The sequence below is a fragment of the Bradyrhizobium oligotrophicum genome, assembly GCF_051168495.1.
Lineage (GTDB): Bacteria > Pseudomonadota > Alphaproteobacteria > Rhizobiales > Xanthobacteraceae > Bradyrhizobium > Bradyrhizobium oligotrophicum_A.
The window spans coordinates 98,879-125,872 of the sequence record NZ_JBNPVB010000013.1 but is presented as its reverse complement, the minus strand read 5'-3'; the positions used below and the strand labels follow the sequence as shown (position 1 = coordinate 125,872).

The 26,994-nt window shown below is 64.7% G+C and carries 25 protein-coding genes; 8 read left to right on the top strand and 17 right to left on the bottom strand.

The window, feature by feature from the left end:
* Window positions 1-120: 120 nt before the first annotated feature.
* Window positions 121-1,929: a PHA/PHB synthase family protein gene (locus ACQR1B_RS23505; RefSeq protein ID WP_434833941.1), complete on the top strand. Its 1,809-nt coding sequence runs from the start codon at window positions 121-123 to the stop codon at window positions 1,927-1,929.
* Window positions 1,930-2,002: 73 nt separating this feature from the next.
* A complete protein-coding gene (locus ACQR1B_RS23500) occupies window positions 2,003-2,401 on the top strand; it encodes an MAPEG family protein (protein WP_434833940.1) in 399 nt (132 codons plus the stop codon).
* A 9-nt stretch (window positions 2,402-2,410) separates the two neighbouring features.
* Here ACQR1B_RS23500 and ACQR1B_RS23495 read toward each other — a convergent pair whose 3' ends face one another.
* Genes ACQR1B_RS23495 through ACQR1B_RS23470 form a run of 6 tightly spaced genes read right to left on the bottom strand, consistent with a single transcriptional unit; the run spans window position 2,411 to window position 8,275 of the window.
* Window positions 2,411-3,460: a LacI family DNA-binding transcriptional regulator gene (locus ACQR1B_RS23495; protein ID WP_434833939.1), complete on the bottom strand. Its 1,050-nt coding sequence runs from the start codon at window positions 3,458-3,460 to the stop codon at window positions 2,411-2,413.
* Window positions 3,457-4,101, bottom strand: coding sequence for a ThuA domain-containing protein (locus tag ACQR1B_RS23490; RefSeq protein WP_434833938.1), 645 nt, complete (start codon window positions 4,099-4,101; stop codon window positions 3,457-3,459). The genes ACQR1B_RS23495 and ACQR1B_RS23490 overlap by 4 nt, the downstream gene beginning before the upstream one ends.
* A gap of 10 nt (window positions 4,102-4,111) precedes the next feature.
* Window positions 4,112-5,209, bottom strand: coding sequence for a Gfo/Idh/MocA family protein (locus ACQR1B_RS23485; protein ID WP_434833937.1), 1,098 nt, complete (start codon window positions 5,207-5,209; stop codon window positions 4,112-4,114).
* Between the two features lie 22 nt (window positions 5,210-5,231).
* Window positions 5,232-6,080 carry a carbohydrate ABC transporter permease gene (locus ACQR1B_RS23480; RefSeq protein ID WP_434833936.1) on the bottom strand — a complete coding sequence of 283 codons (849 nt, stop codon included), beginning with the start codon at window positions 6,078-6,080 and terminating at the stop codon, window positions 5,232-5,234.
* Window positions 6,073-7,014, bottom strand: a complete 942-nt coding sequence (locus ACQR1B_RS23475; protein WP_434833935.1) for a carbohydrate ABC transporter permease — start codon at window positions 7,012-7,014, stop codon at window positions 6,073-6,075. The genes ACQR1B_RS23480 and ACQR1B_RS23475 overlap by 8 nt, the downstream gene beginning before the upstream one ends.
* Window position 7,015: 1 nt before the next feature.
* Window positions 7,016-8,275: an extracellular solute-binding protein gene (locus tag ACQR1B_RS23470; RefSeq protein WP_434833934.1), complete on the bottom strand. Its 1,260-nt coding sequence runs from the start codon at window positions 8,273-8,275 to the stop codon at window positions 7,016-7,018.
* Between the two features lie 163 nt (window positions 8,276-8,438).
* Here ACQR1B_RS23470 and ACQR1B_RS23465 point away from each other — a divergent pair, with 163 nt between their 5' ends.
* Window positions 8,439-9,197 carry an SDR family NAD(P)-dependent oxidoreductase gene (locus ACQR1B_RS23465; RefSeq protein WP_434833933.1) on the top strand — a complete coding sequence of 253 codons (759 nt, stop codon included), beginning with the start codon at window positions 8,439-8,441 and terminating at the stop codon, window positions 9,195-9,197.
* 94 nt (window positions 9,198-9,291) lie between these two features.
* On the opposite strand, the gene ACQR1B_RS23460 is transcribed toward ACQR1B_RS23465, so the two are convergent.
* The 5 genes from ACQR1B_RS23460 to ACQR1B_RS23440 form a co-directional block, all read right to left on the bottom strand.
* Complete coding sequence (locus ACQR1B_RS23460; RefSeq protein ID WP_434833932.1) at window positions 9,292-10,419, bottom strand: RNA ligase; 1,128 nt, start codon at window positions 10,417-10,419, stop codon at window positions 9,292-9,294.
* Between the two features lie 42 nt (window positions 10,420-10,461).
* A complete protein-coding gene (locus tag ACQR1B_RS23455) occupies window positions 10,462-11,688 on the bottom strand; it encodes a threonine ammonia-lyase (RefSeq protein ID WP_434833931.1) in 1,227 nt (408 codons plus the stop codon).
* Window positions 11,689-11,811: 123 nt separating this feature from the next.
* Complete coding sequence (gene argC, locus ACQR1B_RS23450) at window positions 11,812-12,798, bottom strand: N-acetyl-gamma-glutamyl-phosphate reductase (RefSeq protein WP_434833930.1); 987 nt, start codon at window positions 12,796-12,798, stop codon at window positions 11,812-11,814.
* Window positions 12,795-13,460 (bottom strand): FMN-binding negative transcriptional regulator, encoded by a 666-nt coding sequence (locus ACQR1B_RS23445; RefSeq protein WP_434833929.1) that lies wholly within the window; start codon window positions 13,458-13,460, stop codon window positions 12,795-12,797. Before ACQR1B_RS23445 ends, argC begins: the two co-directional genes overlap by 4 nt.
* A 244-nt stretch (window positions 13,461-13,704) precedes the next feature.
* A complete protein-coding gene (locus ACQR1B_RS23440; RefSeq protein ID WP_434833928.1) occupies window positions 13,705-14,235 on the bottom strand; it encodes a DedA family protein in 531 nt (176 codons plus the stop codon).
* Between the two features lie 260 nt (window positions 14,236-14,495).
* Here ACQR1B_RS23440 and parE point away from each other — a divergent pair, with 260 nt between their 5' ends.
* The 3 genes from parE to ACQR1B_RS23425 all read left to right on the top strand — a co-directional run bounded on the left by parE (window position 14,496) and on the right by ACQR1B_RS23425 (window position 17,949).
* Window positions 14,496-16,559 (top strand): DNA topoisomerase IV subunit B, encoded by a 2,064-nt coding sequence (parE, locus tag ACQR1B_RS23435; protein WP_434833927.1) that lies wholly within the window; start codon window positions 14,496-14,498, stop codon window positions 16,557-16,559.
* A 237-nt stretch (window positions 16,560-16,796) separates the two neighbouring features.
* Window positions 16,797-17,573, top strand: a complete 777-nt coding sequence (locus ACQR1B_RS23430) for an outer membrane protein (RefSeq protein WP_434834056.1) — start codon at window positions 16,797-16,799, stop codon at window positions 17,571-17,573.
* 190 nt (window positions 17,574-17,763) lie between these two features.
* Window positions 17,764-17,949 carry a hypothetical protein gene (locus ACQR1B_RS23425; protein WP_434833926.1) on the top strand — a complete coding sequence of 62 codons (186 nt, stop codon included), beginning with the start codon at window positions 17,764-17,766 and terminating at the stop codon, window positions 17,947-17,949.
* A 45-nt stretch (window positions 17,950-17,994) separates the two neighbouring features.
* On the opposite strand, the gene ACQR1B_RS23420 is transcribed toward ACQR1B_RS23425, so the two are convergent.
* Complete coding sequence (locus ACQR1B_RS23420) at window positions 17,995-19,491, bottom strand: caspase family protein (protein WP_434834055.1); 1,497 nt, start codon at window positions 19,489-19,491, stop codon at window positions 17,995-17,997.
* 470 nt (window positions 19,492-19,961) lie between these two features.
* Between ACQR1B_RS23420 and ACQR1B_RS23415 the strand changes: the two genes are divergently transcribed.
* Both ACQR1B_RS23415 and ACQR1B_RS23410 read left to right on the top strand, forming a co-directional pair.
* Window positions 19,962-21,446 carry a DEAD/DEAH box helicase gene (locus ACQR1B_RS23415; protein ID WP_434833925.1) on the top strand — a complete coding sequence of 495 codons (1,485 nt, stop codon included), beginning with the start codon at window positions 19,962-19,964 and terminating at the stop codon, window positions 21,444-21,446.
* Between the two features lie 366 nt (window positions 21,447-21,812).
* Window positions 21,813-22,880: a diguanylate cyclase gene (locus ACQR1B_RS23410; RefSeq protein ID WP_434833924.1), complete on the top strand. Its 1,068-nt coding sequence runs from the start codon at window positions 21,813-21,815 to the stop codon at window positions 22,878-22,880.
* A gap of 28 nt (window positions 22,881-22,908) precedes the next feature.
* Here ACQR1B_RS23410 and ACQR1B_RS23405 read toward each other — a convergent pair whose 3' ends face one another.
* From ACQR1B_RS23405 to sufD, 5 genes are all read right to left on the bottom strand, one after another.
* Entirely contained in the window at window positions 22,909-23,475 is a 567-nt protein-coding gene (locus tag ACQR1B_RS23405; protein WP_434833923.1) for a TfoX/Sxy family protein, read from the bottom strand.
* A gap of 119 nt (window positions 23,476-23,594) precedes the next feature.
* Window positions 23,595-23,996 carry a HesB/IscA family protein gene (locus tag ACQR1B_RS23400; protein WP_434833922.1) on the bottom strand — a complete coding sequence of 134 codons (402 nt, stop codon included), beginning with the start codon at window positions 23,994-23,996 and terminating at the stop codon, window positions 23,595-23,597.
* 61 nt (window positions 23,997-24,057) lie between these two features.
* Window positions 24,058-24,429, bottom strand: coding sequence for an SUF system Fe-S cluster assembly protein (locus ACQR1B_RS23395; protein WP_434833921.1), 372 nt, complete (start codon window positions 24,427-24,429; stop codon window positions 24,058-24,060).
* Window positions 24,426-25,673 carry a cysteine desulfurase gene (locus tag ACQR1B_RS23390; RefSeq protein ID WP_434833920.1) on the bottom strand — a complete coding sequence of 416 codons (1,248 nt, stop codon included), beginning with the start codon at window positions 25,671-25,673 and terminating at the stop codon, window positions 24,426-24,428. The genes ACQR1B_RS23395 and ACQR1B_RS23390 overlap by 4 nt, the downstream gene beginning before the upstream one ends.
* Window positions 25,670-26,989 carry a Fe-S cluster assembly protein SufD gene (gene sufD / locus ACQR1B_RS23385; RefSeq protein ID WP_434833919.1) on the bottom strand — a complete coding sequence of 440 codons (1,320 nt, stop codon included), beginning with the start codon at window positions 26,987-26,989 and terminating at the stop codon, window positions 25,670-25,672. The genes ACQR1B_RS23390 and sufD overlap by 4 nt, the downstream gene beginning before the upstream one ends.
* Between the last annotated feature and the right edge of the window lie 5 nt (window positions 26,990-26,994).

The following is a 26,994-nucleotide window of genomic DNA, read 5'->3' as shown; positions in this document are numbered from 1 at the left end:
AGGCCAAAGCAAGAGACTTTTTCGCAACGCAACACGCAGAAATCGAATTCGCCGCAAACTCGCGGATTATTGATCTCGCGCGGTGACGAAACGTCTTGGACGCGATAGTGTGAGGACGCCATGACCGACGTTCCGAACAGCACCGCCCAATCAACAAAAACATTCGACGCCGAAGCCTTCGCGACCAACATCGCGCGCGCGATGGAGACCAGTGGCAAGGCTCTCGCGGCCTATCTGAAGCCGCGGGAAACCGGTGAAGTTCAGGACCGGCCGCCGACCGAACTCGCCGAAGTCGTGAAGTCGTTCACGGCGGTCGCCGACTACTGGCTGTCGGACAAGGATCGCGCCAGCGACATCCAGACCAAGATCGCCAAGGGCTATCTCGATCTCTGGGGGTCCGCCTCGCGGCGGCTCGCCGGCGAAGAGGCGCCGCCGGCCATTTCGCCGTCGCCGCGCGACAAGCGTTTCGCCGACCCGGAATGGAAGTCCAACCAGTTCTTCGATTTCGTGATGCAGGCCTACCTGCTGACGACGCAGTGGGCGCAGGACCTCGTCCACAATGCCGAGGGGCTGGATCCGCACACGCGCAAAAAGGCCGAGTTCTACGTCAACCAGATCACCAACGCACTGGCGCCGTCGAACTTCGTCTTCACCAATCCGGAGGTGCTGCGGCAGACGGTGGCATCGAGCGGCGACAATCTGGTCCGCGGCATGCAGATGCTCGCCGAGGACATCGAGGCCGGCAAGGGATCCTTGAAGATCCGCCAGTCCGATCCGGCCAATCTCGAGGTCGGCGTCAACATGGCGACGACGCCGGGAAAGGTGATCTTCCAGAACGAGATGATGCAGCTGATCCAATACGCGCCGTCGACGGAGACGGTGCTGCGGACGCCTCTGTTGGTCGTGCCGCCCTGGATCAACAAGTTCTACATCCTCGATCTGCGCCCCGAGAAATCCTTCATCAAATGGTGCGTCGATCAGGGGCTCACGGTGTTCGTGATCTCCTGGGTCAATCCCGACAAGAAGCTCGGGACGAAGACCTGGGACGACTACATGAAGGAAGGTCCCCTCACCGCGATGGACGTCATCGAGAAGGTGACCGGCGAACTCAAGGTGCACACGATCGGCTATTGCGTCGGCGGCACCATGCTCGCGACAACGCTCGCCTGGCTCGCCGACAAGCGCCGCCAGCGGGTGACGTCGGCGACCTTCCTGGCCGCGCAGGTCGACTTCACCCATGCCGGCGATCTGCTCGTGTTCGTCGACGAAACCCAGATCTCGGCGCTGGAACGCGACATGCAGGCCTCGGGCGTGCTCGAAGGCAGCAAGATGGCGATGGCCTTCAACATGCTCAGGTCGAACGACCTGATCTGGTCCTACGTCGTCAACAACTACCTGAAGGGCCAGCCGCCGTCCGCGTTCGACCTGCTGCACTGGAACTCGGACGCCACGCGCATGTCGGCGGCGAACCACTCCTACTACCTGCGCAACTGCTATCTCGAGAACCGGCTGACCTCGGGCACCATGGTACTCGACAACACGCTGCTGGATCTCTCCAAGGTGAAGGTGCCGGTCTACAATCTGGCGACGCGCGAGGACCACATCGCGCCGGCCGATTCCGTGCTTTACGGCTCGCAATTCTTCGGCGGCCCGGTGAAATATGTGCTCTCGGGCTCGGGGCACATTGCCGGCGTCGTCAACCCGCCCTCCTCCGGCAAATACCAGTACTGGACCAACGACCAGATCCACGACATCTCGCTGCAGGACTGGATCAAGGGCGCGCAGGAGCACAAGGGCTCGTGGTGGCCCGACTGGCGCGAATGGCTCGGCCAGCTCGATCCGGAGGAAGTTCCCGCCCGCAGCGTCGGCAGCGAGGCCTATCCGCCACTCGAGGACGCGCCGGGGTCGTATGTCCGCGTCCGCGCATAGCGCTGGTCACCGCGATTGACTATAACCGCTCCGTCCCGCCGGGACGGGATGGGAATCAGTTGAGGGGATCTCGATGACGCGCGAACTGTTCTGGCTGACGCTGACGGTCATTCTGACCGGCCTGCTGTGGGTTCCCTACATCCTGAACCGCTGCCAGGTCCGTGGCCTCGGCGGCGCGATGGCCAATCCCACCCGCAACGACAAGCCGCACGCGCCGTGGGCGACGCGGCTGATGTTCGCGCACGACAACGCGGTGGAAAACCTCGTCATCTTCGTGCCGCTGGTGCTGATCCTCAGCGCCATCGACTATTCCACCAAATGGACGGTGCTCGCCTGCGCCGTCTATTTCTGGTCGCGCGTGGCCCATGTGATCGTCTACACCCTCGGGCTGCCGCTGTTCCGCACCGCCGCCTTCGTCATCGGCTTCCTGGCCCAGGCGGTGCTGGCGGTCGCGATCTTCGGCTGGCTCTAGGCCCCTCGGCTACGGCAGGTTGTCACGCAGAAAGATGTCGATGCGGATGCGCTCCTGGTCGGGGCTGATCGGCTCGCCCGAACAATGCGCGAGCAGGACACGCGCCGCCGACCGCGCCTCGTGGCCGGGATCCTGGTTGATGACGACATCGAGCGTGCCGCGAACCAGGAACCGCCGCGTGTAATCGGTCAGTTCGTGCGTGATCCAGACCACCTCGCGCGCGCGGCCCGAATCTTCGAGCGCATCGGCGATGCCGCGGTTGCCGGCGCCGCAGCAATAGATGCCGCGCAGATCGGCGTGGCGGGCGAGCAGCGCCGCCGTCAGCTCCCGCGTACGCTCGCTGTCGTCGCGGCCCTCGATGGTCGGCAGCGCGCGCAGATGCGGATACTCGCTGGACAGGATCTGGTGAAAGCCGAACTGCCGCTCGGAATGATCGCGCAGCGACAACGATCCCGCGATGACGGCGACCGTCCCCTCGCGGCCGCCGAGGTAACGGCCCATCAACGTGGCTGCGGTCCGTCCCGCCGCCGGGTTGTCGATCCCGACATAGTGCAGGCGCCGTGACGTCGGCGCATCCGAGACCAGGGTCACCACGGCGACCCCGCGCCCGGTGAGGTCGTCGATCGCGGCGCGCACCCTGGGGTGGTCGAGCGCGATGACGGCCACGCCCTGATAGACCGGCGACAGGTTTTCGAGCGCGCCGGCCAGCACGTCCGGATCGAACACGTCGACATGCAGAATGTCGATGAAGCCGCGCTGGCCCGCCAGCCACTCCGCCGTGCGCTGAACCTGCTCGGTCAGATGTGTCATGAACGTGTTGCCGCCGGTCGGCAGCACGAAGGCGAAGCGAAAGCTCTGGCCCCGTGCGAGCCGTGCGGCGGCGATGTCGGCGCGGTAGCCGAGCTTGGCGACGGCCGCCTCGACGCGCGCCACCGTCTTGGCGCGCACGCCCTCGCGCCGGTTGATGACGCGGTCGACGGTGGCGAGCGACACACCCGCCGTCCGCGCGACGTCCTCGAGCGTGGCGCGCACCGGCGACGGGGTCGCTGCGTCCGTCACTCGCGCGCCGCCCATAGCATGCCGCGGGTCATCAACGTCCGGATCTCCGGCACGTCGAGCTCATAGGCGCGATGGCCGAGTGAGGAATAGAATACCCTGCCCGCACCATATCGCTTCTTCCAGACCACCGGCATCACCACGCCCTCGATCCAGGGCGCGTGCTCGCCGGTGAAGGTCGTGGTCGCCAAGACCTCGTTGGCCGGGTCGACATGCATGTAATATTGCTCGGATCGATGCTCGAAACTCGTCAGGCCCTTCATGATGGGATCGTCCGGCCTGGTCAAGTCGACCCGGTAGTCGATGATGTTGCCGGGATGCGCAACCCACTGGCCGCCGCACAGGAACTGGTAGTCGACGGAATCGCGGAAGGCATCGCCCATGCCGCCGTGATGGCCGGCAAGCCCGACGCCGTTGCGGACCGCCGCGCAGAGATTGAGCGCTTCCGCTTTCTCAATCTTGGACATCGTGTAGATCGGGATGATCAGCGACAGGTCGTGAATCGCGGGATCGGCGAATGCCGCCGTCGTGGTCTCGATCCGGACCTCGAAGCCTTCGGCCTTCAGCCACCCGCGGATCATCGAGGCACAGAGATCGGGGTCATGCCCCGGCCAGCCGCCCCACACAATCATTGCCTTGCGCATCGGTCCGTCCTCAATCGATCTGTCCGGTTTCACATCCCACCGGCAGCATCGCCGGCCGCTCGACGCGGCTCTCGATCCTGACCCGCCGGCCTTCGTTCGCCGAGGTCTGGAACGCCTCCATGACCTCCAGCACATGGAAGGCCAGCGCGCCGCTGGCGCGATGCGGCCGGTCGTTCAGAATCGCGGAGGCCATGTCGGCGACGCCGATGGAGCGGAATTCACCGTCGACATGCCCGTGCGTCAGCGGCACCGTCTCCCATTCGCCGCCGGTCCTGGCGACCTGCACCTCGCCGCCGAAGCGGTTCGGGTCCGGCACCAGCATGCTGCCCGCCTCGCCATAGATCTCGATCGGCGCGTGCCGATGCTTGGGCACATCGAAGCTCATCGTGATCGAGACCACCGCCCCGCTCTCGAATTCGAGCGTGCCTGCGACATGGGTCGCGACCTCGACCGGGATCAGCGTGCCGTTCATCGGCTGGCTGGTCACGAGGCGCTCGGATCTCGGGCGCGCGGTCGACCCCATCACGCTCGCGACCGGGCCGAGCAATTGCACGAGATCGGTGATGTAATACGGCCCCATGTCGAGCATCGGCCCGCCACCGCGCAGATAATAGAACCCCGGCGCCGGATGCCAGCGCTCGTGGCCGGGGCAGCCGAAGAAGGCGCTGCCCGCCACGGGCCGGCCGATCGCGCCGTCGTCGATCAGCTTGCGCGCGGTCTGGTGACCACCGCCGAGGAACGTGTCGGGCGCGCAGCCGACACGGAGGTTCCTCTCGGCGGCGAGATCCATCACCTTGCGGGCCTCCGCGACGTCGATGCCGAGCGGCTTCTCCGAATGGACGTGCTTGCCGGCGTTCAGCACCGCCAGACTGACGTCGGTGTGGGCGAGCGGCACCGTGAGATTGACGACGATCTCGACATCGTCACGCTTGAGCAACTGATCGACCCGCATCCCCGGCAGGCCGAACGCGGCGCCCTGGCGCTCCGCCGCATCGCTGCGCATGTCGGCGAGCGCCTTGATGTCCAGGACGGGAAAGCGCTGAGCGGCCTTCAGATAGGCGGTGCTGATGACGCCGCAGCCGATGATACCTATTCCTATTCGTCGCATTGTGATCTCCGTGAGATGCCGTTCATCCCTTGACCGCGCCCGCCGTGAGGCCGGCGACGATGTGCTTCTGCGCCAACAGGAAGAGAACGATCGTCGGCAGGATGGTCAGCGTGATGAAGGCCAGGATCAGGTGCCATTCGGCCGAATACTCGCCCTGATAGACCATGATGCCGAGCGGCCATGGATAGAGCGCATCGGTGTTGAGCATCACCAGCGGCAGCAGATAGGCGTTCCAGCTGTTGACGAAGGTGATGGTGCCGACGGTCGCCAGGATCGGCCGCGACAGCGGCAGCGTCACGTAACGGAAGAACTTGATGTAGCTGCAGCCGTCGACGAGCGCGGCTTCGAGCAGCTCGTAGGGAATGTCCTTGAAGAAGCGTCGCAATAGCAGCACGCTCATGGCGAGGCTGAAGGCGACCTGCGGCAGCGCGACGCCGAAATAGGTGTCGAGCAGGCCGAGATCGCGCACCTTGATGAACAGCGGCAGCACCGCGGTCGCCGCCGGAAACAGCAGGCCGAGCGTCAGATAGCTCAGCAGCATCGAGCTGCCGTAGAACCGCACATGGGCGAAGGTGAACGCCGCCATCGAGGCAACGATCAGCGTCAACGTCACGGTCAGCGTCGAGATGATGAGCGAGTTGCGCAGCAGCTGCCAGTAGCGCCCGGAGAACAGGATGTCGGCATAGTTCTGCCATTCCCAATGACGCGGCAGGCCGAACGGGTTGACGCGCAATTCGCCGAGCGACTTGAAGCCGCCGAGCAGGGTCGCGAGCAGCGGCACCAGCACGAAGATGGCGACAAGGGCGAGGAACACCGCCTTGAGCAGCACGGCGGGATCGAACGGCGCACGGGTGGTCTCGGCGTCACTCATCGCGCATGAACCATCGCTTGTAGGAGAAGGCAAAGGTCACGCAGATCACGAACAGGATGACGCCGATGGCGCTGCCATAGCCGACCCGCATCCGCGAGATGCCGTTGTTGTAGAGGAAGCTCACCATCGTGTTGGAGGAGTCGGCGGGGCCTCCGCGCGTCAGCGGCATGATCAGGTCGAACAATTGCAACGAGCCGATGATCGCAAAGAACACCGAAAGCCGGATCGTCGGATAAAGCAATGGGATGATGACGTGGCGCAGGGTTTGCGACCGGGTCGCGCCGTCGATGTGGGCCGCCTCGATCAGGCTCTTGTCGAGGCTCTGCAGCGCCGCGATGAACAGCATCATGTGGAAGCCGAAATATTTCCAGACGACCACGACCAGCACCGCGGGCATCGCCGTGTCGGTCGAGGCCAGCAGATGCGGCGGCTCGGCGCCGAAGCTGCGCCAGATCGAGGCAACGAGGCCGTAATCGCCGTCATAGACGAAGCTGAAGATCAGCCCGGTCGCGATCTCGGCCAGGATGTAGGGCATGAAGAACAGCATGCGCAGCGCCACGGCGCCGCGAAAACGGTCCGCCAGCATCACGGCCAGCGTCAGCGCCAGCGGCAGCTGGACGGCCAGCGAGACCACGATGATCATGCCATTGTTGCGCAGCGCGAGCCAGAACGCCCGCGTCTCCAGCACGAAGCGGTAGTTGTCGAAGCCGATCCAGTTGGTCGGCTTGTTGAATCCGTTCCAGTTGAAGCCGGAGTACCAGGCGGCCTCGCCGATCGGCAGCACGACGAACAGTGTGAACAGCAAGAGCGCCGGCGGCAGGAACAGGATCAGCACGGTGAAGCGGCCGTCCCAGCTCGGGCCGCGCACCGCATGCGAGGAGAGCGATGCCGGCGCGACATCCATCGCCGGCGACGTCGCGATCGGACGCACCACGTCAGTTGCCCTGCTTGCGCGCCGCCTCGATTGCCTTGGCCGCCTCCTGCGGACTCATGCTGCCGCCGGCGATTTCCGCGCTGACATCGTTGACGACGCGGCCGACCGACGGGCCGAGGCTCTGGTCATAGAAGTTCTGGTGATAGTTCGACTTCGCCAGGTTGGCCGCGATCAGCTTCATGAAGGCATTGTTGAGGCCGGCCTCCGCGCCCTGCACCACCGGAATGACGAAATTGCCTGCCGCGAGCCGCGTCTGGACGTCCTTCGAGATGAAGTATTTTAGGAAGTCGACCGCCTCCTTCGGTGAGCCCTTGGTGATCAGCCAGCCGGTGATGCCGCCGAGCGTATCCGTCGGCGCACCCTTGCCGCCGTCCACGGTCGGAAAATCGAACCAGCAGATCTTGTCTTCGCTCAACCCGACCTTGTCGGCCGCGAGCGCGCGCTGCAGGTTGTAGATGGAGCTGATCGCGAGCGTCATCGCCGCCTTGCCGTCGCCGAAATAACCGACGGCCTGCGGGTTCTTGAAGCCGAGGAAACCGTTCTGGAACGGCTGCAGATCGACGAGCTGCTTGAACAGCTCACCGGACTTGACGAAGGTCTCGCCGGCGAAGCCGCCATTGTCGCCGCGCAGCGCCGCCTCGAAAGCCGGCTTGCCGCCGATGCGCACCGACAGATGCGTCCAGTAGAAGTGCAGCGGCCATTTGTCGGCGCCGCCGACGACGATCGGGGTGACGCCCGCGGCCTTCAACGTCTTCACGGCGGCCAGCAGATCGTCCCAGCTCTTGATGGTGGCCGGATCGACCTTGGCCTTGGCCATCAGTTCCTTGTTGCAGACGAAGCCGACCTGCGAGAGCGAGATCGGCAGGCCGTAGACATGGCCGTCGCTGGTAAAGGCGGCGAGCGCCGCCGGCGTCAGGCCGTCGCTGTAGCCCTTGACCTGATCGGTGATGTCTTCGAGGACGCCGGCCTCGATCTGCGCCTTCAGGACGCCGCCGGCCCAGCTGTAGATGATGTTCGGCCGGTCCTTGGATTGCAGGATGGTCGGCAGCTTGGCCTTGTAGGCCTCGTTCTCGAGGAACTGCATCTCGACCTTGACGCCCGGATGCGACGCCTCATAGGCGCGGGCAACCTCCTCCCAGATCTTTACCTGGGCCGGATTGACCTCGATGTGCAGCCATTTGACGGTGGTGTCGGCTCTGGCGGCGTTGGCCCAGAGCAGGCATGCGGCAGCGGCGAGTCCCAGCTTTGCGAGCAGTCTCATCCCATTCCTCCCAACCGTCTTCTCTTATTCCGGTAATCCTGTCCTCATTTTCTGAGGTGCGCAACTATAATTCTGACCTGTACACCTCACACCTCGAACGATTAGGCTTGGGGAGCGAATTGGGCGGCCCCTCGCCCACAAAAATAAAAGTCGGGAGAAGCCCATGGCCGCCACCTATTCCGATCTCGCCCGCAAGGTCGTTCTCGTGACCGGGGGAGCATCGGGAATCGGCGCTGCAATCGTGCGGCGCTTTGCGGATCAAGGTTCCGATGTCGTGTTCTTCGACATCAAGGTCGACGAAGGCCGACGTCTGGAACGCGAGCTGTCGGATCGAGGTCTGAGCGCGCATTTCCAGTGCGTCGACCTCACCGATACCGCCGCGTTGCGCGCCGGCGTCGCCGAGGCACGCACGGCGCACGGCGCGATCAACATCCTCATCAACAATGCGGCCAATGACGAACGCCACAGCACCGAAGAGATGACGCCGGAATATTGGGACGACCGCGTTGCGGTCAACCTGAAGCACCAGTTCTTCGCGGCGCAGGCCGTGTTGCCGGACATGAAGGCCGCGAAGGCCGGCGCCATCGTCAATTTCGGCTCGATCTCATGGATGGCCGGACAAGGCGGCATGGCCGCCTACACCGCGAGCAAGTCAGCCGTGATCGGTCTCACCCGCTCGCTGGCGCGCGACTACGGCCCCTACAACATCCGCGTCAACGCGATCGCGCCGGGATGGATCATGACCGAGCGCCAGTTGGAAAAATGGATGACACCGGAGGGCGAGGTCGAGCTGATGCAGCGGCAATGCCTGAAGCGGAAGCTCATTCCCGACGAAATCGCGAAGTTCACCGTATTCCTCGCTTCCGATGAAGCGTCGGCCTGCACGTCCCAGCACTATGTCGTGGACGGCGGCTGGGTGTAGGGCGCAGCGGGTCTTGTCGCCGCACCAGCCAGCGGCAGGTCGACGCCTTGCAGCGCATATCCATCAGATGCACGGGCGGCGTCACCTCCCGTGCTCAACCATCGAGCGCATCGATCAGCGTCTCGTCGACCAGCGCACGCAGGCTGAAATCGTCCTTCAGCCGCGTGCGTCCGTACCATTCCAGCAAGGTCACCTCCTTGCCGAGGTAGCGCTGCATCGCGAGGCCAAACAGCGGATGATCCTTGTTGGCGATCGCAAAGCTCTTGCGGTCGAGATCCCGGCCCCGCTCCCAGATCGCCTCGATCTCATCGAGAAATCCTGACAGCATGCTCTTAAGCCGCGCCTCCACCTCGTTCACGGCGCCCAGATCGATGCCGACCTCGACCAGGTGACCCTTGACGTCGTCCAGCTCCTCGTTCAGCGCCAGCCACGCGATGTCACGCTCGCGCAGGAACGACAGACTGCGATGGATGCGCAAGTACCAGGGGCACTTGATCTTGACCATGTCGCCATTGGCGAACTGAACGACGTAGCCCTCCCTGCCCTGCATGTCGGCCAGCGAATCGATCGCGGCCGAGAGCGACAGGCCGTCGAAACGGTGGACCAGCGGGATGCCATGGCGGACGATCAGGTCATGAACGGCATGACCTCTGTCGAGCATGACATACTGGCCGGTAACGTTGTCGCGCACATGCAGTAGCCGTAGCTCCGGCTGATTCTGAGCGACGACGATCCGGGCGTCGGGATGAGTCAACTCGAAGATCGCCGTCATGCCGGCGCTCGCGACCTCCTTGGCAAAGGCGTTGATGCGGCCATGCTCCGGCTGATCCATCAGCTGCGTCGCCAGCTTGACGACATCGGAGTTGAAAGACTTCTTCGATCGCCATTTCAGCTCACCGTCCACCCATGCGGTTGCGACCATGCTGCCATCGAGCTTGTCATAGATGGCGACGATGTCGTCGCGCGAGGCCAGCCGGTCCGGCGCCAGCCATTCCTTCTCGCCGACATTGAAGAACTTGTGCAGTGGCCGCGACACGATGTGGCCGGTACGATCGAACGCGATGCCGCGGCACTCGATCGCCTCCGGCGAATCGAAGGTCTTGGAATCCATGAACAGGTAGCAGCCGAGCGTAACGCCGTGGGGCTGAGAGAGGAAACGGATTTCCTTCTTCCCGGCGACGGCCGGCTCGACGTCGGAGATATGCCGGATGGACTTGAACATCACCACACATCCATTTCCAGACTAAATTGGAGGGCACGCCACTCAGGTGCAGCGCGCCTTGAAATCGGCAGCCACGAGCTTCGCCATCACGTCGTTCAGATGCGCCTGGTCGCGCGTCTCGATCACCAGCTCCAGCAAGGTCGCCTTCGCCGGCAGGTCCGAGAAGGTGCGCTGATGCGAGACCTCGATGATGTTGGCGCCGGCCTCGCCGAGAAGAGTCGAGACGGCTGCGAGTTGTCCCGGACGGTCGACGATGTCGATCGACAACTGCGTCAGCCGCCCTTCGCGCGCGAGCTCGCGGGTCAGCACCGAGGCAATGAGGCGGGTGTCGATGTTGCCGCCGCTCAGCACCAGCCCGACATTGCGACCGGCAAACTGATCGTTATGGGCGAGCACCGCGGCGAGGCCAACGGCGCCGGCGCCTTCCACCACCGTCTTCTCGATCGAGATCAAGGTGGCGAGCGCACGCTCGATCTGCGGCTCGGTGACCAGCAGGATGTCGTCGACCAGATGGCGGATGATCTCGGTGGTGATCCGGCCCGGCGATTTCACCGCGATGCCCTCGGCCAACGTATCGCCGCGCATCGGCAGGCCCTTGCCGCCAACCGCGTTGTACATCGACGGGTAGAGCCCGGCCTGAACGCCGACGATCCGCAGGCCCGGCTTGAGCGCGCGCGCCGCCACCGCCATGCCGGAGATCAGCCCGCCGCCGCCGATCGGCACGACCAGCGTATCGAGTTCGGGGACCACCGCCAGCATCTCCAGCGCGACCGTGCCCTGCCCTGCGATGATCAGCGGATCGTCATAGGGATGAATCATGGTCATGCCTTCGGCCGCGCCGTGCGCGCGCGCGAACGCGCCCGCCTCTTCCAGGGTGGCGCCGGAGATGACGACCTCGGCGCCGTGCCGGCGGGTGTTCTGCACCTTCACCATGGGCGTGCCCACGGGCATCACGATGGTGGCGGGAATGCCGAGGCGCCGCGCATTGTAGGCCACGCCCTGCGCGTGGTTGCCGGCGGACATCGCGATCACACCGCGCGCGCGTTGCGCCGATGACAGCGCATTCAGGCGGTTCAGCGCGCCACGCTCCTTGAACGAGGACGTGAACTGCAGGTTCTCGAATTTGAGCCAGACGTTACAACCGCAGATCTCGCCGAGCGTTCGGCTCTGGTTGCAGGCGGTCGCCAGCACCGCGCCGCCGATGGTTTCGGCGGCGGCCCGCACATCGTTCACGGTGACGGGCAGCGCATTCAGGTCATAAGCGGTCATGGGTCTGCCCATCGATGTCTGTCATGCATCATTGCAAGACGACGCCGGCGGAGTGCCGGCCATCGCATGATATTGGCGATCGCGCCGGCCGCGCCTCGCGCTGCCGGGCGACGATGATCGACCTCAGCCGAGGTCGGGAAGCCCGAGCATCAGCCGCATGTTCTGCACGGCCGCGCCGGACGCGCCCTTGCCGAGGTTGTCGAGCCGGGCCACCAGCACCGCCTGATGATGCGTGTCGCTGGCGAACACGTAGAGCTCGAGCTGGTTGGTCTCGTTGAGCGCCTCGGGTTCGAGCCGGCCGCTCTTGGCGGCGGCGCCGTCCAGTGGCATCACCGACACGTATCTGCTGCCGGCATAATGCTTGGCCAGCGCGGCCTGCAGGTCTGCTCCATCAGGCTTGCCCGGCAGCGTGTCGAGCTGCAGCGGCACCGACACCAGCATGCCCTGCCGGTAGTTGCCAACCGAGGGAATGAAGATCGGCCGCCGCGTCAGTTTGGAATAGAGCTGCAGTTCCGGCAGATGCTTGTGCTCGAGGCCGAGACCGTACAGCTCGAAGTGGGGCGCCGTGCCGTTCTCGAAAGCCGCGATCATCGTCTTGCCGCCGCCGGAATAGCCGCTCACCGCGTTCACGGTCACCGGATAGTCCTGCGGCAGCAGGCCGGCATCGACCAGCGGCCGCAGCAGAGCAATGCCGCCGGTCGGATAACAGCCGGGATTGGAGACCTTGCGCGCGTTGCGGATCTTGTCGGCCTGGCCGGCGGCGATCTCAGGAAAGCCATAGGCCCAGTCTGGCGCGACCCGATACGCGGTCGATGCATCCAGCACCTTCGGCGCGGATTGGCCCATGCCATCGATCAGCGCGACGGTTTCCTTCGCCGCGTCATCGGGCAGACAGAGAATGACGAGATCGACCTCCGCCATCAGCTCCCGCTTGGCCGCGGGATCCTTGCGCTTGTCATCGGCGATCGTCTTCACGACAATATCGCTCTGGCGAGCCAATCGCTCGGCGATGCCCAATCCGGTCGTGCCGGAGCCGCCGTCGACGAACACGGAGCGCGTCGCCGGACCGGCTGCGGTATGAGCCTTCGGGTTGCTATCGATCACGGTCATGACGCGCTCCTTGAAATCTGGGTTTCGCCGGCAAAGGCCTCGGGCCGCGCCTGGCGCATGAGAGAGGAAATCTGTTGCGAGCCGATGTCGGGCTGCTCGCCGAGCCGGGTCGCGACCGCCGCGTAGTCGGCCTCGGATTTGTGCTGGTTGAGCTTGAAGCTGCCCTCGACCTCGTCGATCGTCATGACGATTCCGACGATCGCCTTGCGCATCGCCTCCAGCCGGCCGGCGGCCATCTTGTCCGAGGTCCACGGCGTCTTCGGCAGCAACCACTGCTCGAACTTGGCACTGACCGCTTCGACCTGCGCCGCGAGTTCGGCCTCCGACAGGACACGCGCCGTGCCGGTCAGGTGCACCGCTTGATACAGCCAAGTCGGCACCTGGTCGGGTGAGACGTAAAAGTCGGCGGACACATAGGCGTCGGCGCCGTTGACCGCGAGCAGCCACGGCGTCGCGCCGTCGGCAAGCTTTGCCAGCGGATTGCCACGAGCAACATGGAAGAACGCCTGCGGCGTGCCGTCGTTCAGCGCGCCCAGATGAAACGGCACCGGCGACGCGATCGGCTTTTGGCCATCCCACGCGCAGACCGTACCGAAGCCGCGCGTGTCCGCGAAGCCGAGGCTTGCGGCACGGTCAGGCTTGAAGGGCGGCGGCGTGTACATCGGAAACTCCTGCTGGTCGAAGGAGCCGCCTGATCAATCGCGCTGCAAGGGGAAAGATTGCCGCGGGATCGGATCCGGCGGCAAGGGCTGTGATCTCAGACGCAGATCATCGCCCGCACCGCGAGGGTACGGCGGCGTTCCACGGCGAACATGATGGTCGCGACCTTGATCATGGGCGCAGGCCTATAAGCCCCGCAGGTTCCTGCGTCAAGGTCGCAGGTTGCCGGCGCGCAGAAGCCACGCGTCACACCGTCCGCCACAGCCATTCGATGATTCGCCCGATCACGTCGCCGAACAGCAGCAGCACCGCCGACCACACCAGCGCCGAGACGAAATTGGCGACCTGGAACATCATGTACGGCATCTCGAAAATGCCGGCCGCCAGCGGCACCGACGCGCGCAACGGTCCGAAGAACCGGCCGATGAAGATGCTCGGCACACCCCAGTCGCGCACGAAGGCCTCGCCACGCGGCAGCAGCCCCGGATAGCGCGACAGCGGCCACATCTGGGCGACACGGTCCTTGTAGCGGTAGCCGAACCAGTAGGAAACCCAGTCACCCAGTGCTGCGCCGAGACCGCCAGCCAGCCACACCGGCCAGAAGCTGATCCCGGTCGCGCCGATCAGGGCACCGATGGCGACCAGGGCGCCCCAAGCCGGAATCAACAGCGAAATGAAGGCCAGAGACTCGCCGAAAGCCAGCAACAGGACGATCGGAGCAGCCCAGGCCTGATGGTCGCGCACGAAGTCAGCGACTGCGCGCCCAAAGTCTTCCATTATCTCCCAACCTTTCCCACTCCCGTAGCCCTAAGTACTTGATGGCTTTCGCGGTTCCCGTGGGTCCGACTGGTACGCCAGGGAAACCGGACACATCAAGTCACAACAATCGGGTGTTGCCCGTGAACGGCCCGCGGCAACGGCCGAGGGGAACACACCGGAGGACGCCCGTCCCGGATGGATCATTGTTTTATGCCGGGGCATGGCATAGTCAGGCGCAACGATTCGTTCCATCTTGCGCAAGCGCAACATCAGATTCCATGGGTAAGCCATTGAAATCAGCTGCAAAAGCCAAAGCCAAGGGCGTTCCAGACCCCATGGCGGCATTCGCTGCCAAGGGCAAGGCCGCCGCCAAGCCAGCCGCCCGTTCGGCGGGTGCGGAAGGCGATTACACCGCCCGTGACATCGAGGTCCTCGAGGGTCTGGAGCCGGTCCGGCGCCGCCCCGGCATGTATATCGGCGGCACCGACGAGAAGGCGCTGCACCATCTGTTTGCCGAGGTCATCGACAACTCGATGGACGAGGCGCTGGCCGGCCACGCCACCTTCATCGAGGTCGAGCTCGACGCCGAGGGCTTCCTGACGGTGACCGACAACGGCCGCGGCATTCCTATTGATCCCCACCCCAAATTCCCGAAGAAGTCTGCGCTCGAAATCATCATGTGCACGCTGCACGCGGGCGGCAAGTTCGACTCCAAGGTCTACGAGACCTCGGGCGGCCTGCACGGCGTCGGCATCTCGGTTGTGAACGCGCTGTCGACCCGGCTCGAGGTCGAGGTCGCGCGCAACCAGAAGCTCTACCGCATGATCTTCGAGCGCGGCCATCCCAAGGGCAAGCTCGAGGAAATCGGCAAGGTCGCCAACCGCCGCGGTACACGGGTGCGCTTCCAGCCCGACCCGACCATCTTCGGCGCCAAGGCCACCTTCAAGCCGCAGCGCCTGTTCAAGATGGCGCGCTCGAAGGCCTATCTGTTCGGCGGCGTCGAGATTCGCTGGAAATGCGACCCCGCGCTGCTCAAGGGCATCGAGGACGTCCAGCCCGAGGCGACCTTCCACTTCCCCGGCGGCCTCAAGGACTATCTGGCGGCAGCGATCCACGCCGACACGCTGGTCCATCCCGACATCTTCGCCGGCAAGTCCGGCCGCACCGGCGGCCATGGCGGCTGCGAATGGGCGGTCGCCTGGACCGCGGACGCCGACGGCTTCCTGTCGTCCTACTGCAACACGATCCCGACGCCCGACGGCGGCACGCACGAATCGGGCATCCGCAGCGCCCTGCTCCGCGGCCTGAAGGATCACGCCGAGCGCGTCGGCCAGGGCAAGCGGTCGGCCAACATCACCTCCGAGGACATCATGGCGGGCGCCGCCATCATGCTCTCGGTGTTCGTGCGCGAGCCGGAATTCCAGGGCCAGACCAAGGACCGCCTCGCCACTGCGGAAGCGCAGCGCATCGTCGAACAGGCCGTCAAGGACCCGTTCGATCATTGGCTGTCAGGTAACCCAGTGCAGGCGAATCGCCTGCTCGACTTCGTCATCGAGCGTGCCGAAGACCGCATCCGCCGCCGCCAGGAGAAGGAGACGGCGCGCAAGACCGCGACCAAGAAGCTGCGCCTGCCCGGCAAGCTCGCCGACTGCACCGATGCCGGCACCGAGGGCTCGGAGCTCTTCATCGTCGAGGGCGATTCGGCCGGCGGCAGCGCCAAGCAGGCGCGCGACCGCAAGAAGCAGGCGGTGCTGCCGCTGCGCGGCAAGATCCTCAACGTCGCCTCGGCCGGCAAGGACAAGCTGACGGCCAATGCCCAGCTCGCCGATCTCGTGATGGCGATCGGCGCCGGCACCGCCGCGTCGTATCGCGAGGAAGATCTGCGCTATCAGCGCATCATCATCATGACCGACGCCGACGTCGACGGCGCCCATATCGCCTCGCTGCTGATCACCTTCTTCTACCGGCAGATGCCGCGGCTGATCGACGAGGGGCACCTCTATCTCGCCGTGCCGCCGCTCTACCGGCTGACCCACAACAGCAAGACGTTCTATGCGCGCGACGACGCCCACCGGGACGAAATCCTCAAGCGCGAGTTCAACGCCAACGCCAAGGTGGACATCGGCCGCTTCAAAGGCCTCGGCGAGATGATGCCGGCGCAGCTGAAGGAAACCACCATGGATCCGGCCAAGCGCACCCTGCTGCGCGTGGTGCTGCTGGCCGACGATCGCGACGGCACCGCCGACTCGGTCGAGCGGCTGATGGGGACCAAGGCGGAGGCCCGGTTCGCCTTCATCTCGGAAAAGGCGGAATTCGCCAGCGACGAGTTGCTCGACGTCTAGCCCCAAGCTGATTTCGCGCCTCGATTGCAGGTTCCACGCTCTCGCGTGGAGCCTGTTTTCTTATGTAAGATCAAAGTATTATCAAAAACGCTCCGTTGCCCCACGGCACTTTCCGCTCCGGTGTGGTCAACCGGCAACAGCTTTTAGGCACCAATCGGCTATAGTTCGGGCACATCTGGCGAGGGAATCGCCGCAGCAATCCGGCACTTGCGCCACGACGATCTTGGGGAATTGACTATGAAAAAGCTTTTGCTTGCTGCGACCGCGCTGGTTGCGATCACGGGCACCGCCTCGGCTGCCGACCTGGCTGCCCGTCCTTACGCGAAGGCTCCGATGATGGCGCCGGTCGCCCCGAGCTGGACCGGTTTTTACATCTTCGGTGGCGCCGGCGGCGGCATCTGGGATGCTGACTCGCACACCAACTTCAACGGCGCGCCGGTGACGATCGATCAGCGCGTCGGCGGCGACGGCTGGTTCGGCACCGTTGGTATCGGCTACGACTGGCAGTTCAACCCGACCTGGGTCTTCGGTATCTTCGCTGATGGCCAGTTCGGCAGCCTGCGCGGTACCGTCCAGGATCAGTTTGCCGCCCTCACCGGCCGTATCAAGATGCAGGATGCCTGGGCCGCTGGTGCTCGCGTCGGTTATCTGGTCGCTCCGAACGTCCTGTCCTACGTCAATGCCGGTTACTCCGGATCGCATTGGTCGGGCACGGGTCTGACCACCCTCACCGGCGCGGCCTCCGGTTTCCATACCGACTCGTTCAACCGCAACGGCTGGTTCGTCGGCGGTGGCGTCGAGAACAACCTGAACATCTTCGGCATCTCGGCGCCGGGCTGGTTCATGAAGACCGAATATCGCGCCGCCTACTACGATCGGAAGGACATTGCCGTCCGCACCGACGTCGGCAACCTCGTGACGACGGACTCCGTCAGCTTCAAGCCGTGGGTCCAGACCATCAGCACCTCGCTGGTCTACCGCTTCAACTGGACCGGCCCGGTCGTCAAGTACTGAGCCGTCCCCACTCGGCATCTCGAATCTGTCGCGAAAAGCCCCGGTCGATCCGGGGCTTTTTGTTTTGGCCCTCGATCTGCTGGTCATCCGTCCTATCCGTCGCTAGCTTCCTCATCACAAAAATTCACAAAAAAGACGCCTGCAGCGTCTCCGATGCGGTGACGCCGGTCGATGAGGGAGGAAATTGGCCATGCGGAGATTCCTGATGATCGGCGGCCTGCTCCTGCTCGCCATCGGCCTGCTCTGGGTCGGTCAGGGCACCGGCGTGGTAGCCTGGCCGCGGACGAGCTTCATGGTCAACCAGCTGCAATGGGCCGGCTACGGCGTCGGCATGGGCGCGCTGGGCCTGGTGATGATCTGGCAGGGCACGTGCTGACCGCGCCAGCTTGCAACGGCCTGCTCGCTCACGAGGCGACCGGCGTCAGCGCCGGAAACTCTTGATCTCCGAGACGCTGCCGTCGCGGTAGGTCAACTCGACCGAGACGAACTGGGTCGATGGCGGCAGCTTCAGATACGGCGTGGCGTTCGAAGGAATCGCGATCGGATCCTTCATGTCGCAGCCCGGCATGTTCAGAACCTTGTCCGGGACCGCGGAGTCGATTCCGATGCGCACCTCGCGGATCGCGCAGCGATACGACATCAGATGCGTGTAGTAGACCAAGAGGCCGTTGAACTCGCGAAACGACAGCCAGCTCGTTGCGGTCATGTCGAGGATCTTGCGCTGGTCGCGCACCAGCGCGGCCTCCGGCTCGAACCGGATCGGAAACGGCCCCTGCATCTCGCCCGATGCATCGACATAGCGGACGTTGATGGTACCGGCCTGCGCATCCGCCGGCAGCTGGATCGAGGGATTGGGCATGCGCTTGCGGGTGCGCGGATCGAGCACGTCCATGAAGCCGGTCTCGCGGAAGTCACCCTTGTCGCCCATGCGCCAGGAGATGCCGAGCGTCGGATCGGCGATCGAGAACGTGACCGTCCAGCCGCCATTGTGGCGCGAGAACATCGCGATCGGCGCGTTCAACGTTTCGTTCGGCGGCGGGATGCGCGGAGCGGAGACCGGAGGCAATGCGGCCAGCTTCTGCTGCGGCTCGGCCGGCTTGTCGGCCGCGGCCGATCCCTTGACCATCCCGTTCAGAAAGACGTCGTCGACCATTTGGTCGAAATAGACCGGGATCTGCTTGTGGCGCACGGTCTCGGCGAGCTCGCTGACGACGCGGCGCGTGCGCTGCGCGACCTGCACGAGGTTCACACCGGGCTGCGTTAGCTCCTTGGCGAAGGTGCGCGTGAACACCGAGTTCGGGTTGGCGTCGTCGTTCGACAGCCGGTCGAGCGCGGTCTGCCGTGGGCCTGCCGAGAACACCGAGAACACGCCTTCGGGCAGCTGGGTCATCGGCGCCAGTCCACCCCCACCCGCGACTGCGCGCGTGCCCGAGCGCTCGAACGGATTGTTGCGGCAGGCGTCGAACACCAGGATCGACGTTCGCGCCTTCTTGTTCTGCAGCCGCTCGATGATGCGGTCCGCGAGAATCGAGGCATCGCGCACCAGTTCTTCCTGACCTTCGGTGGCAGCCGGCACGTCGGTCGGCAACAGGAAGTTCTGGCCCGCGATCTCGAAGCCGTGGCCGGCATAGAAGAAGAAGGCGGTGTCGCCCGGCTCGACGGCATTGTCGAACGCCAGCAGCGTCTGGCTGAACTGCTGGCGGTTGAGGTTCTCGGCCACCATCACGTTGAAGCCGAGCTGCTTCAGCGTATCGCCCATCGTGCGGGCATCGTTGACGGCCTTCTGCAGCTTCGGGACGAAGCGATAGTCGTTGTTGCCGACGACGAGCGCGACGCGCTTCTCGGCCTGCGCAGCCGGCGCCAGCACCATGCCCAGCACCACCAGCCCAGACGCCAACCACGTTCGCATCGATCTCATCATTCGTCCCCGTCCTCGTCGCGTGAGGGCGCCGCCATCGATAGTCGGCCACACGGTCGCGCCGGTTCATGCAACCGGTCGGCGCTCCCCTTCGATGCCGAACACGCGCCGCAATTCCGTCGACAATTCGACGAGACCGCCCTCCGAGGCACCTTCGGATACGGAGAAATGCGACGATGGGACGACAACCTGCCCGCAAATAATGCAAAAACATTAAGCTTTTTCGGTACTTCGTCCCCCTCTTCCATTGACTTTGCCGGATTCGCCCCTATCTTCCGCAGCAGCGCGGCCGGGATATGATCCGATTCCTGAGAGATTAGCCGCCGGTCAGCTTAAGTCAGAAAACCCCCAGCTTCCTTAGAGCATGCCGTTTCGGGGTTAAACGCGACCACAGCCTTTTACCCCTCGATTCCTAACGGCGGCGTCGAACAGAGGCCCCGTCGCCTGTTGGCGCGTGACATAGAGGCTCGATGTCTTTTTCCAATCTCGGCTTGTCCGACAAGGTGTTGGCTGCAGTTGCGGCCACCGGTTACACCACCCCGACGCCCATCCAGGAACAGGCGATTCCTCATGTGCTGTCGCGCCGCGACGTGCTCGGCATCGCCCAGACCGGCACCGGCAAGACCGCTGCGTTCGTTCTGCCGATGCTCACCATCCTCGAAAAGGGCCGCGCCCGCGCCCGCATGCCGCGCACCCTGATCCTGGAGCCGACGCGTGAACTCGCCGCCCAGGTCAAGGAGAACTTCGATCGCTATGGCGCCGGGCAGAAGCTCAACGTCGCCCTGCTGATCGGCGGCGTCTCCTTCGGCGACCAGGACACCAAGCTGACCCGCGGGGTCGATGTCCTCATCGCCACGCCGGGCCGGCTGCTCGACCATACCGAGCGCGGCGGATTGCTGCTCACCGGCGTCGAGCTTCTGGTCATCGACGAAGCCGACCGCATGCTCGACATGGGCTTCATCCCCGACATCGAGCGCATCTGCAAGCTCGTCCCCTTCACCCGCCAGACGCTGTTCTTCACCGCAACCATGCCGCCGGAAATCCGGCGCATCACCGAAGCCTTCCTGCACAATCCGCAGAAGGTCGAGGTCTCCAAGCCCGCCACGACGGCCGTCACCGTGACCCAGATGCAGGTGCCGTCGGGACGCGAGGCGCATCAGAAGCGCGACGTGCTGCGCAGGCTGCTGCGGGATGCCAAGGACCTGAAGAACGCAATCATCTTCTGCAACCGCAAACGCGACGTCGCCATCGTGCACAAATCGCTGCAGAAGCACGGCTTCAGCGTCGGCGCCCTGCACGGCGACATGGACCAGTCCGCCCGTACCGCCGCGCTCGACCAGTTCCGCAAGGGTGAGCTGCCGCTGCTGGTTGCCTCCGATGTCGCTGCCCGCGGCCTCGACATTCCCGAAGTCAGCCACGTCTTCAATTTCGACGTGCCTCACCATTCGGATGATTATGTTCACCGTATCGGACGTACCGGCCGCGCCGGACGGACCGGCACCGCCATCTCGATCGTATGCCCCGCCGATCAGAAATCGATGGTCGCGATCGAGAAACTGATCGGACAGGGCATCCCGACGATCGAAGGCGACTACGAAGTGCACGACAGTCCGCGCGATGAAGACACGCGCGAGCGCCGTCCGCGTGATGCCGCGCGCCGCGGCAGCCGCAGCAAGGCGCCTCGCGAGCGGGACGCGGCGCCGCGCGAACGCGCGACGGCACCACGTGAACGTGATACGACACCGCGCGAGCCGCGGCCGGCCGCGGCAGCGCCGCGCGCTGCACAGACACTTGCGCCGAGGCCGGCGGCGCCGAGCGCCCGCACAGAATCGCCTCGTAACGAACAGCCACGCAACGAGTTCCGACGGCCGCGGCGTGAGCACGACAACGAGCCGGCCGATCACTCGCATCTTCCGGCCTTCCTGCTCCGTCCTGTGCGGGCGCCGCTTCCCTGAGGAATGGAGTTGCCGGGCTGCTCCGACACGCGGTCGCCCGGACCTCCGCTCTCCCCACGGTCAGCCGCTGGGCCATCCAACATAAGTTATTAGATCGAACGCCGAGCGTCGCTCGGATGACGTGCCTCACGACGTTGTTCAGTGCGCGACAACACCGCGAGGCGCGTCGCATCGGATCACGGCCGATGATCTGCTTATGTAGCTCATTGAACATATGAAATGACGGCCGTTCCGTGAGTAGCACTCGACACGCATCCGTGACTCTACGGCCGTATTTACCCCAGGTTCACAAACGTCCTTTAGCTTGGCCGGCATTGTTTATGTCTTTGCTGTGACGGCAACGCGGGCGATTGGGGAGAACCTGTTGTGGTCAACGTGCTCGACGAACACGAACGCACCCTGGCCTTCGCCGAGGTTGCTCTCAGCCAGATCAGAACGCTCCGCCATTCGGCCAATCCGCGCAACTACGAGATATGGTACGTCTATGCGACGGGCTACAACGCGCCGCTGAACGAGATCATCAACGAGACGCTGTCGCGCAACGGCAAACTGTCGCAGTCCGAGCTCGAGCAACTCTACGAATCCTATCTCGCTCATCTCAAGACCTCGGATCGCATCGACAAGGTCGGCGCGCGCGTCGTCGGCGAGATCGACGACCTGATGAACATGATCACCGACGCGCTCGGCAGCACCGCCAGCTATGATGCAAGTCTCGCCGGCGCGGATCAGAAACTCGCAGCGGCCACGAGCCGCGAACAGATGGTCGACATCATCGAGGCCCTCGCCCATTCGACCAGGCAGATGCGGGAGACCAACCGCGTTCTCGAGGAACGACTGTCGCTGTCCAAGGATGAGATCAGCGGACTGCAGCACAGCCTCGAAGTCATCCGTGCCGAGAGTCTGACCGACCCGCTCACCGGCCTGGGCAATCGCAAATATTTCGACCGCATGATCGAGACGACGGTGCGGACGGGCCTCACGACCGGCCAGCCGTTGTCGCTGCTGATGTTCGACATCGACCACTTCAAGTCGTTCAACGATTCCTACGGCCACCTCACCGGCGACCAGGTGCTCCGCCTGGTCGGAATGACGTTGAAGCATGCGATCAAGGGACAGGACATTGCCGCACGCTATGGCGGCGAGGAGTTCGCCGTGGTGCTGCCGAACACCTCGCTGCGGCAGGCCCTGACCGTCGCCGACCAGATCCGCCGCGCCGTCACCGCAAAAGAGCTGAAGAAGAAGTCGACCGGCGAGATCCTGGGGCGCGTCACCATCTCGGTCGGCGTCTCCATGCTTCGCGCCGGCGACGACACCGACGCGCTGATCGAACGCGCCGACGGCTGCCTCTATGCGGCAAAGCGCAACGGCCGCAACAAGGTGGTGTGCGAGAGCGATCCCGAATACACAGCCACGACGCGCGGCCAGGTCGCCTGACGCGGCTCCGTCGTCGAATGGGCTCCATTCAACGCGATCGCCGCGATGGTGTCCCGGATTTCTGGCGCCCTGACACGGGCGTCGTGCGGCGTTTTGCGCGTCCGGCCGCGGGCGCTTTGCCGGCGGTGTTGGCCGCCTTCCGCTTGGCCGCCTTTTTCGTCGTGGCCGGCTTTGTCTTTTTGGCTGCCGTTTTGCCCGTTGCGGGCCGCGACCCGCGACGAACGGACCCCGGCGTGCCCGCGCCAGGTGACGCCACCCGTTTCCGCGTCCGCTTGCTCAGGGCCGCCCGCTGCGCGGCCGCGAACGCGTCCCGCGCCCACATCGCGAATTCGTCGGTGTCATCGAACAGATGCGCCGGCACCTGCCAGTACGACCGCACGGTCATGGTGCGCGCCCGCGTCTCGTAGGAGAACGGCTTGGATCCGGCGGCCTCGAACTTGTCGAAGCTCGTTTCATCGGCGCGCAGATAAAGCCCACTGCGCAAAGCCAGCGCGAAATTGATGCCGTCGGCAGAGATGCCGAAGCCGGAGAACATCGGCCGAATCGTGACCGGACCGAAGCCCGCGAACAGATCGACCAGGAATTCGCGATCCATCGCGAGACCCTCCCGCCAACACCACAGTTGTTCGGCGGTGTTTGTCGGTCGGGAGCGTGGCGCGTGTCAATGTCCGGAATGCGACAGGTCCGGAATCCGCCCTGACGCAAGGTGGACGATTACACCTCGGCCGGTTTGAGCTGCACCGACTCGCCGCAGCCGCAGGCGCTGATCTGGTTCGGATTATTGAAGACGAACTGGGCCTGCATCTTGTCGGCCTGATAGTCCATCTCGGTGCCGAGCAGGAACAGGACCGCCTTGGGGTCGACCAGGATCTTGACGCCCTTGTCCTCGACGACCTCATCGGTCGGCCGGACGTCATGGGCGTATTCGACCGTATAGGATTGTCCGGCGCAGCCACCATTCTTGACGCCGACACGCAATCCGATGATCTCGGACTCGGCGCGATCGGTCAGCTCGCGGATGCGATTGGCCGCCGCATCAGTGAGCCGCATCACCTGCGGGCGGGGGCGCGGCTTGGGCTTGGCGACAGGAGCTGTCGTATTCGTCGTGCTGGTCATGGCGTCATCCCGGCGGCGTATGTGATCCGCCCTTACTATTCAAACTTCGTGCCTGCTCGTCTCACCACATGTTCAGGACGAGGCGGGCTTCGTCGCTCATCCGATCCGGCGTCCACTGCGGCTCCCAGACGATGCTCACATTGACCACGCCGACTCCGGGAACGCTGGCGATCGCGTTCTCCACCATGGTCGGCAACTCGCCGGCCGCCGGACAATTCGGCGTCGTCAAGGTCATCAGCACGTCGACGCTGCGATCGTCCTTGATGTCGACCTTGTAGATCAGGCCGAGCTCGTAGATATCAGCCGGAATCTCCGGATCGAACACCGTCTTCAACGCCGCGATGATTTCGGTGGAGAGCCGTTCGGTCTCCTCCTGGGGCAGCGCCGAATGGGTTTCGACGGACTGAGTTTTGACGTCGGCGGTGTCGGTCATGCAAACAAATCCTGCGCCTTGATCAATGCCTGGGCCAGCTGATCGACCTCTTCCCTCGTATTGTACATGCCAAACGAGGCACGGCAGGTCGCCGTGACGTTGAATCTCTCCAAAAGCGGCATCACGCAATGCGTGCCCGCCCGCACTGCGACGCCCTGACGGTCGATGACGGTGGCGATGTCATGGGCATGTGCGCCTTTCATCTCGAACGAGATGACCGGCCCCTTGCCCTTGGCCGTGCCGATGATCCGCAGCGAATTGATCTCCCGCAGCCGATCCTGGGCGTAGGTGACCAGATCGTGCTCGTGGGCCGCGATCCGCTCTTTGCCGACCGAATTGACGTAGTCGATGGCGGCGCCAAGCCCGACCGCCTCGACGATCATCGGCGTGCCCGCCTCGAACCGGTGCGGCGGGTCGCCATAGGTGACCCAGTCGCGCGCGACCTCCCGAATCATCTCGCCGCCGCCGTTGAAGGGACGCATCGCGGCGAGCCGATCATACTTGCCGTAGAGCACGCCAATGCCGGTCGGCCCGTACAGCTTGTGGCCGGTGAAGACGTAGAAGTCGCAATCGATGTCCTGGACGTCGATGGCGAGATGCACGGCGGCCTGGCTGCCGTCGACCAGAACCGGAATGCCGCGCGCATGCGCCAGCCGCACGACCTCCTTCACCGGCACAAGCGTGCCGAGCATGTTCGACATCTGCGTGATGGCGACCAGCTTGGTCTTGTCCGTCAGCAGCTTCTCGAATTCGTCGATCAGGAAGTTGCCGTCGTCGTCGACCGGAGCCCATTTGATCACGGCGCCCTGGCGCTCGCGCAAGAAGTGCCACGGCACGATGTTGGAATGGTGCTCCATGATCGAGAGCACGATCTCGTCGCCCTCGCCGATGTTGGGCCCGCCCCACGATGACGCGACCAGGTTGATCGCCTCGGTGGCGTTGCGGGTGAAGATGATCTCCTCGCTGCGCCGCGCGTTGAGGAAGCGCGTGACGCGCTCGCGGCCGCCCTCATAGGCCTCGGTCGCGGCATTGGCGAGGTAGTGCAGGCCGCGATGCACGTTGGCGTATTCGCTGGTGTAGGCCTGCGTCATCCGGTCGAGCACCGCACGCGGCTTCTGCGCCGACGCCGCGTTGTCGAGATAGACGAGCTTCTTGCCATAGACCTGCAGCGCCAGCGCCGGAAAATCCTCACGGATGCGAGCGACGTCGTAGGTGCCGTTAGTGACGGCCGGATGACTGCTCATGCGCGCCCCTCCAGCCAGTCCTGCGCTACCGCCATCACGCGCTCGCGCAATCCGTCGTCCTCGATCGGCTCGATCGCCTCGCCGACGAAGGCTTGGATCAGAAGCGCTTGCGCCTGCTTCTCCGGCAGGCCGCGCGCCTGCAGATAGAACAGCAGGCCGTCGTCGAGCGCGCCCGACGTCGCGCCATGGCCGCAAGAGACGTCGTCAGCGAAGATCTCGAGCTCCGGCTTCGAGTCGGCCTCGGCCTCGTCGGACAGCAGCAGCGCCCGGGTCATCATCTTGCCGTCGGTCTGCTGCGCGTCCTGGCGCACGATGATGCGGCCCTGGAACACCGAGTGGGCGCGATCGTCGAGCACGGCGCGAAAATGCTCGCGGCTGGTACAGCCGGGTACGGCGTGATCGACGACCAGGGTCATGTCACCGTGCTGCTTGTCGCGCAGCAGGTTGACGCCGTTGACCATGAGCTCACTGCCCTCGCCGGCCAACGTGAAGAACGCCTGCAGCCGGCTGACCGCGCCACCGCTGGTCATGTTGAACAGGCTGAGCTTCGACTTGGCGCCGACTGTGAACAGTTCGGACGAAACGTTCACGGCATCGGTCGCATCGCGCATCAGCCGGACATGCGACAGCACGGCCTCGTCGCCGACCCAGATCACGGCGACATCATTGGCCTGATAGGACGCAGTGCCGTCGGCGGCGATGGCGTTCTCGACCAGCGTCGCGCGGGCGCCGTGTCCGATCCGGACATGCGAACGGCTGTAGCGGGCGGCCTTGGATGCGGTGGCGACGTGAATGAGCTGCAGTGGCGCCGACAGCTGCACACCGTCGGCCACCGTGACAACGACGCCATCCGTCACGAGCGCCGCATTGAGCGACAGCATCGGATCGCTGACTTTGGTCAGCAGCAGATCGCCACGCGCATCATTGGCCTGTTCGCCCAACACCGCGCGCAAGGTCTGCACGGTGACACCGGATGGCAGCGCCGAGAGGTCGGACAGATCGGTCGAGACAGCGCCATCGACCAGCACGAGCTTCGTCGCACCTTCGATGGCCGTCACCGCGATCGCTGCCTTGGCGCGTGCGATCGCGGCTGTCTCGGGTGCGCCAGCGAGCGGCAGAACTTCGCGCATCAGCGCGCGCAGATCGGTGTACTTCCATTCCTCGATGCGCCGGTGCGGCAGGCCCGTGCGCTCGAAGGCTGCGAAAGCCTCGCGCCTGATCTCCGCGACCTTGCCAGCGCCGGGCAGCCGGCCCTGAGCGGCAGCAAGGATGCTGCTCACCGGAGCGCTGTCGTTCTTGACCAAAGCTACATTCATCACAG

What these genes read in the sequence shown, in the direction of transcription:
- ACQR1B_RS23505 (WP_434833941.1), top strand. Translation starts at nt 121, where the DNA reads ATGACCGACGTTCCGAACAGCACCGCCCAATCAACAAAAACATTCGAC.
- ACQR1B_RS23500 (WP_434833940.1), top strand. Translation starts at nt 2,003, where the DNA reads ATGACGCGCGAACTGTTCTGGCTGACGCTGACGGTCATTCTGACCGGC.
- ACQR1B_RS23490 (WP_434833938.1), bottom strand. Translation starts at nt 4,101, where the DNA reads ATGCGCAAGGCAATGATTGTGTGGGGCGGCTGGCCGGGGCATGACCCC.
- ACQR1B_RS23485 (WP_434833937.1), bottom strand. Translation starts at nt 5,209, where the DNA reads ATGCGACGAATAGGAATAGGTATCATCGGCTGCGGCGTCATCAGCACC.
- ACQR1B_RS23480 (WP_434833936.1), bottom strand. Translation starts at nt 6,080, where the DNA reads ATGAGTGACGCCGAGACCACCCGTGCGCCGTTCGATCCCGCCGTGCTG.
- ACQR1B_RS23470 (WP_434833934.1), bottom strand. Translation starts at nt 8,275, where the DNA reads ATGAGACTGCTCGCAAAGCTGGGACTCGCCGCTGCCGCATGCCTGCTC.
- ACQR1B_RS23465 (WP_434833933.1), top strand. Translation starts at nt 8,439, where the DNA reads ATGGCCGCCACCTATTCCGATCTCGCCCGCAAGGTCGTTCTCGTGACC.
- ACQR1B_RS23460 (WP_434833932.1), bottom strand. Translation starts at nt 10,419, where the DNA reads ATGTTCAAGTCCATCCGGCATATCTCCGACGTCGAGCCGGCCGTCGCC.
- ACQR1B_RS23455 (WP_434833931.1), bottom strand. Translation starts at nt 11,688, where the DNA reads ATGACCGCTTATGACCTGAATGCGCTGCCCGTCACCGTGAACGATGTG.
- argC (WP_434833930.1), bottom strand. Translation starts at nt 12,798, where the DNA reads ATGACCGTGATCGATAGCAACCCGAAGGCTCATACCGCAGCCGGTCCG.
- ACQR1B_RS23445 (WP_434833929.1), bottom strand. Translation starts at nt 13,460, where the DNA reads ATGTACACGCCGCCGCCCTTCAAGCCTGACCGTGCCGCAAGCCTCGGC.
- ACQR1B_RS23440 (WP_434833928.1), bottom strand. Translation starts at nt 14,235, where the DNA reads ATGGAAGACTTTGGGCGCGCAGTCGCTGACTTCGTGCGCGACCATCAG.
- parE (WP_434833927.1), top strand. Translation starts at nt 14,496, where the DNA reads ATGGGTAAGCCATTGAAATCAGCTGCAAAAGCCAAAGCCAAGGGCGTT.
- ACQR1B_RS23430 (WP_434834056.1), top strand. Translation starts at nt 16,797, where the DNA reads ATGAAAAAGCTTTTGCTTGCTGCGACCGCGCTGGTTGCGATCACGGGC.
- ACQR1B_RS23425 (WP_434833926.1), top strand. Translation starts at nt 17,764, where the DNA reads ATGCGGAGATTCCTGATGATCGGCGGCCTGCTCCTGCTCGCCATCGGC.
- ACQR1B_RS23420 (WP_434834055.1), bottom strand. Translation starts at nt 19,491, where the DNA reads ATGAGATCGATGCGAACGTGGTTGGCGTCTGGGCTGGTGGTGCTGGGC.
- ACQR1B_RS23415 (WP_434833925.1), top strand. Translation starts at nt 19,962, where the DNA reads ATGTCTTTTTCCAATCTCGGCTTGTCCGACAAGGTGTTGGCTGCAGTT.
- ACQR1B_RS23405 (WP_434833923.1), bottom strand. Translation starts at nt 23,475, where the DNA reads ATGGATCGCGAATTCCTGGTCGATCTGTTCGCGGGCTTCGGTCCGGTC.
- ACQR1B_RS23400 (WP_434833922.1), bottom strand. Translation starts at nt 23,996, where the DNA reads ATGACCAGCACGACGAATACGACAGCTCCTGTCGCCAAGCCCAAGCCG.
- ACQR1B_RS23395 (WP_434833921.1), bottom strand. Translation starts at nt 24,429, where the DNA reads ATGACCGACACCGCCGACGTCAAAACTCAGTCCGTCGAAACCCATTCG.
- ACQR1B_RS23390 (WP_434833920.1), bottom strand. Translation starts at nt 25,673, where the DNA reads ATGAGCAGTCATCCGGCCGTCACTAACGGCACCTACGACGTCGCTCGC.
- sufD (WP_434833919.1), bottom strand. Translation starts at nt 26,989, where the DNA reads ATGAATGTAGCTTTGGTCAAGAACGACAGCGCTCCGGTGAGCAGCATC.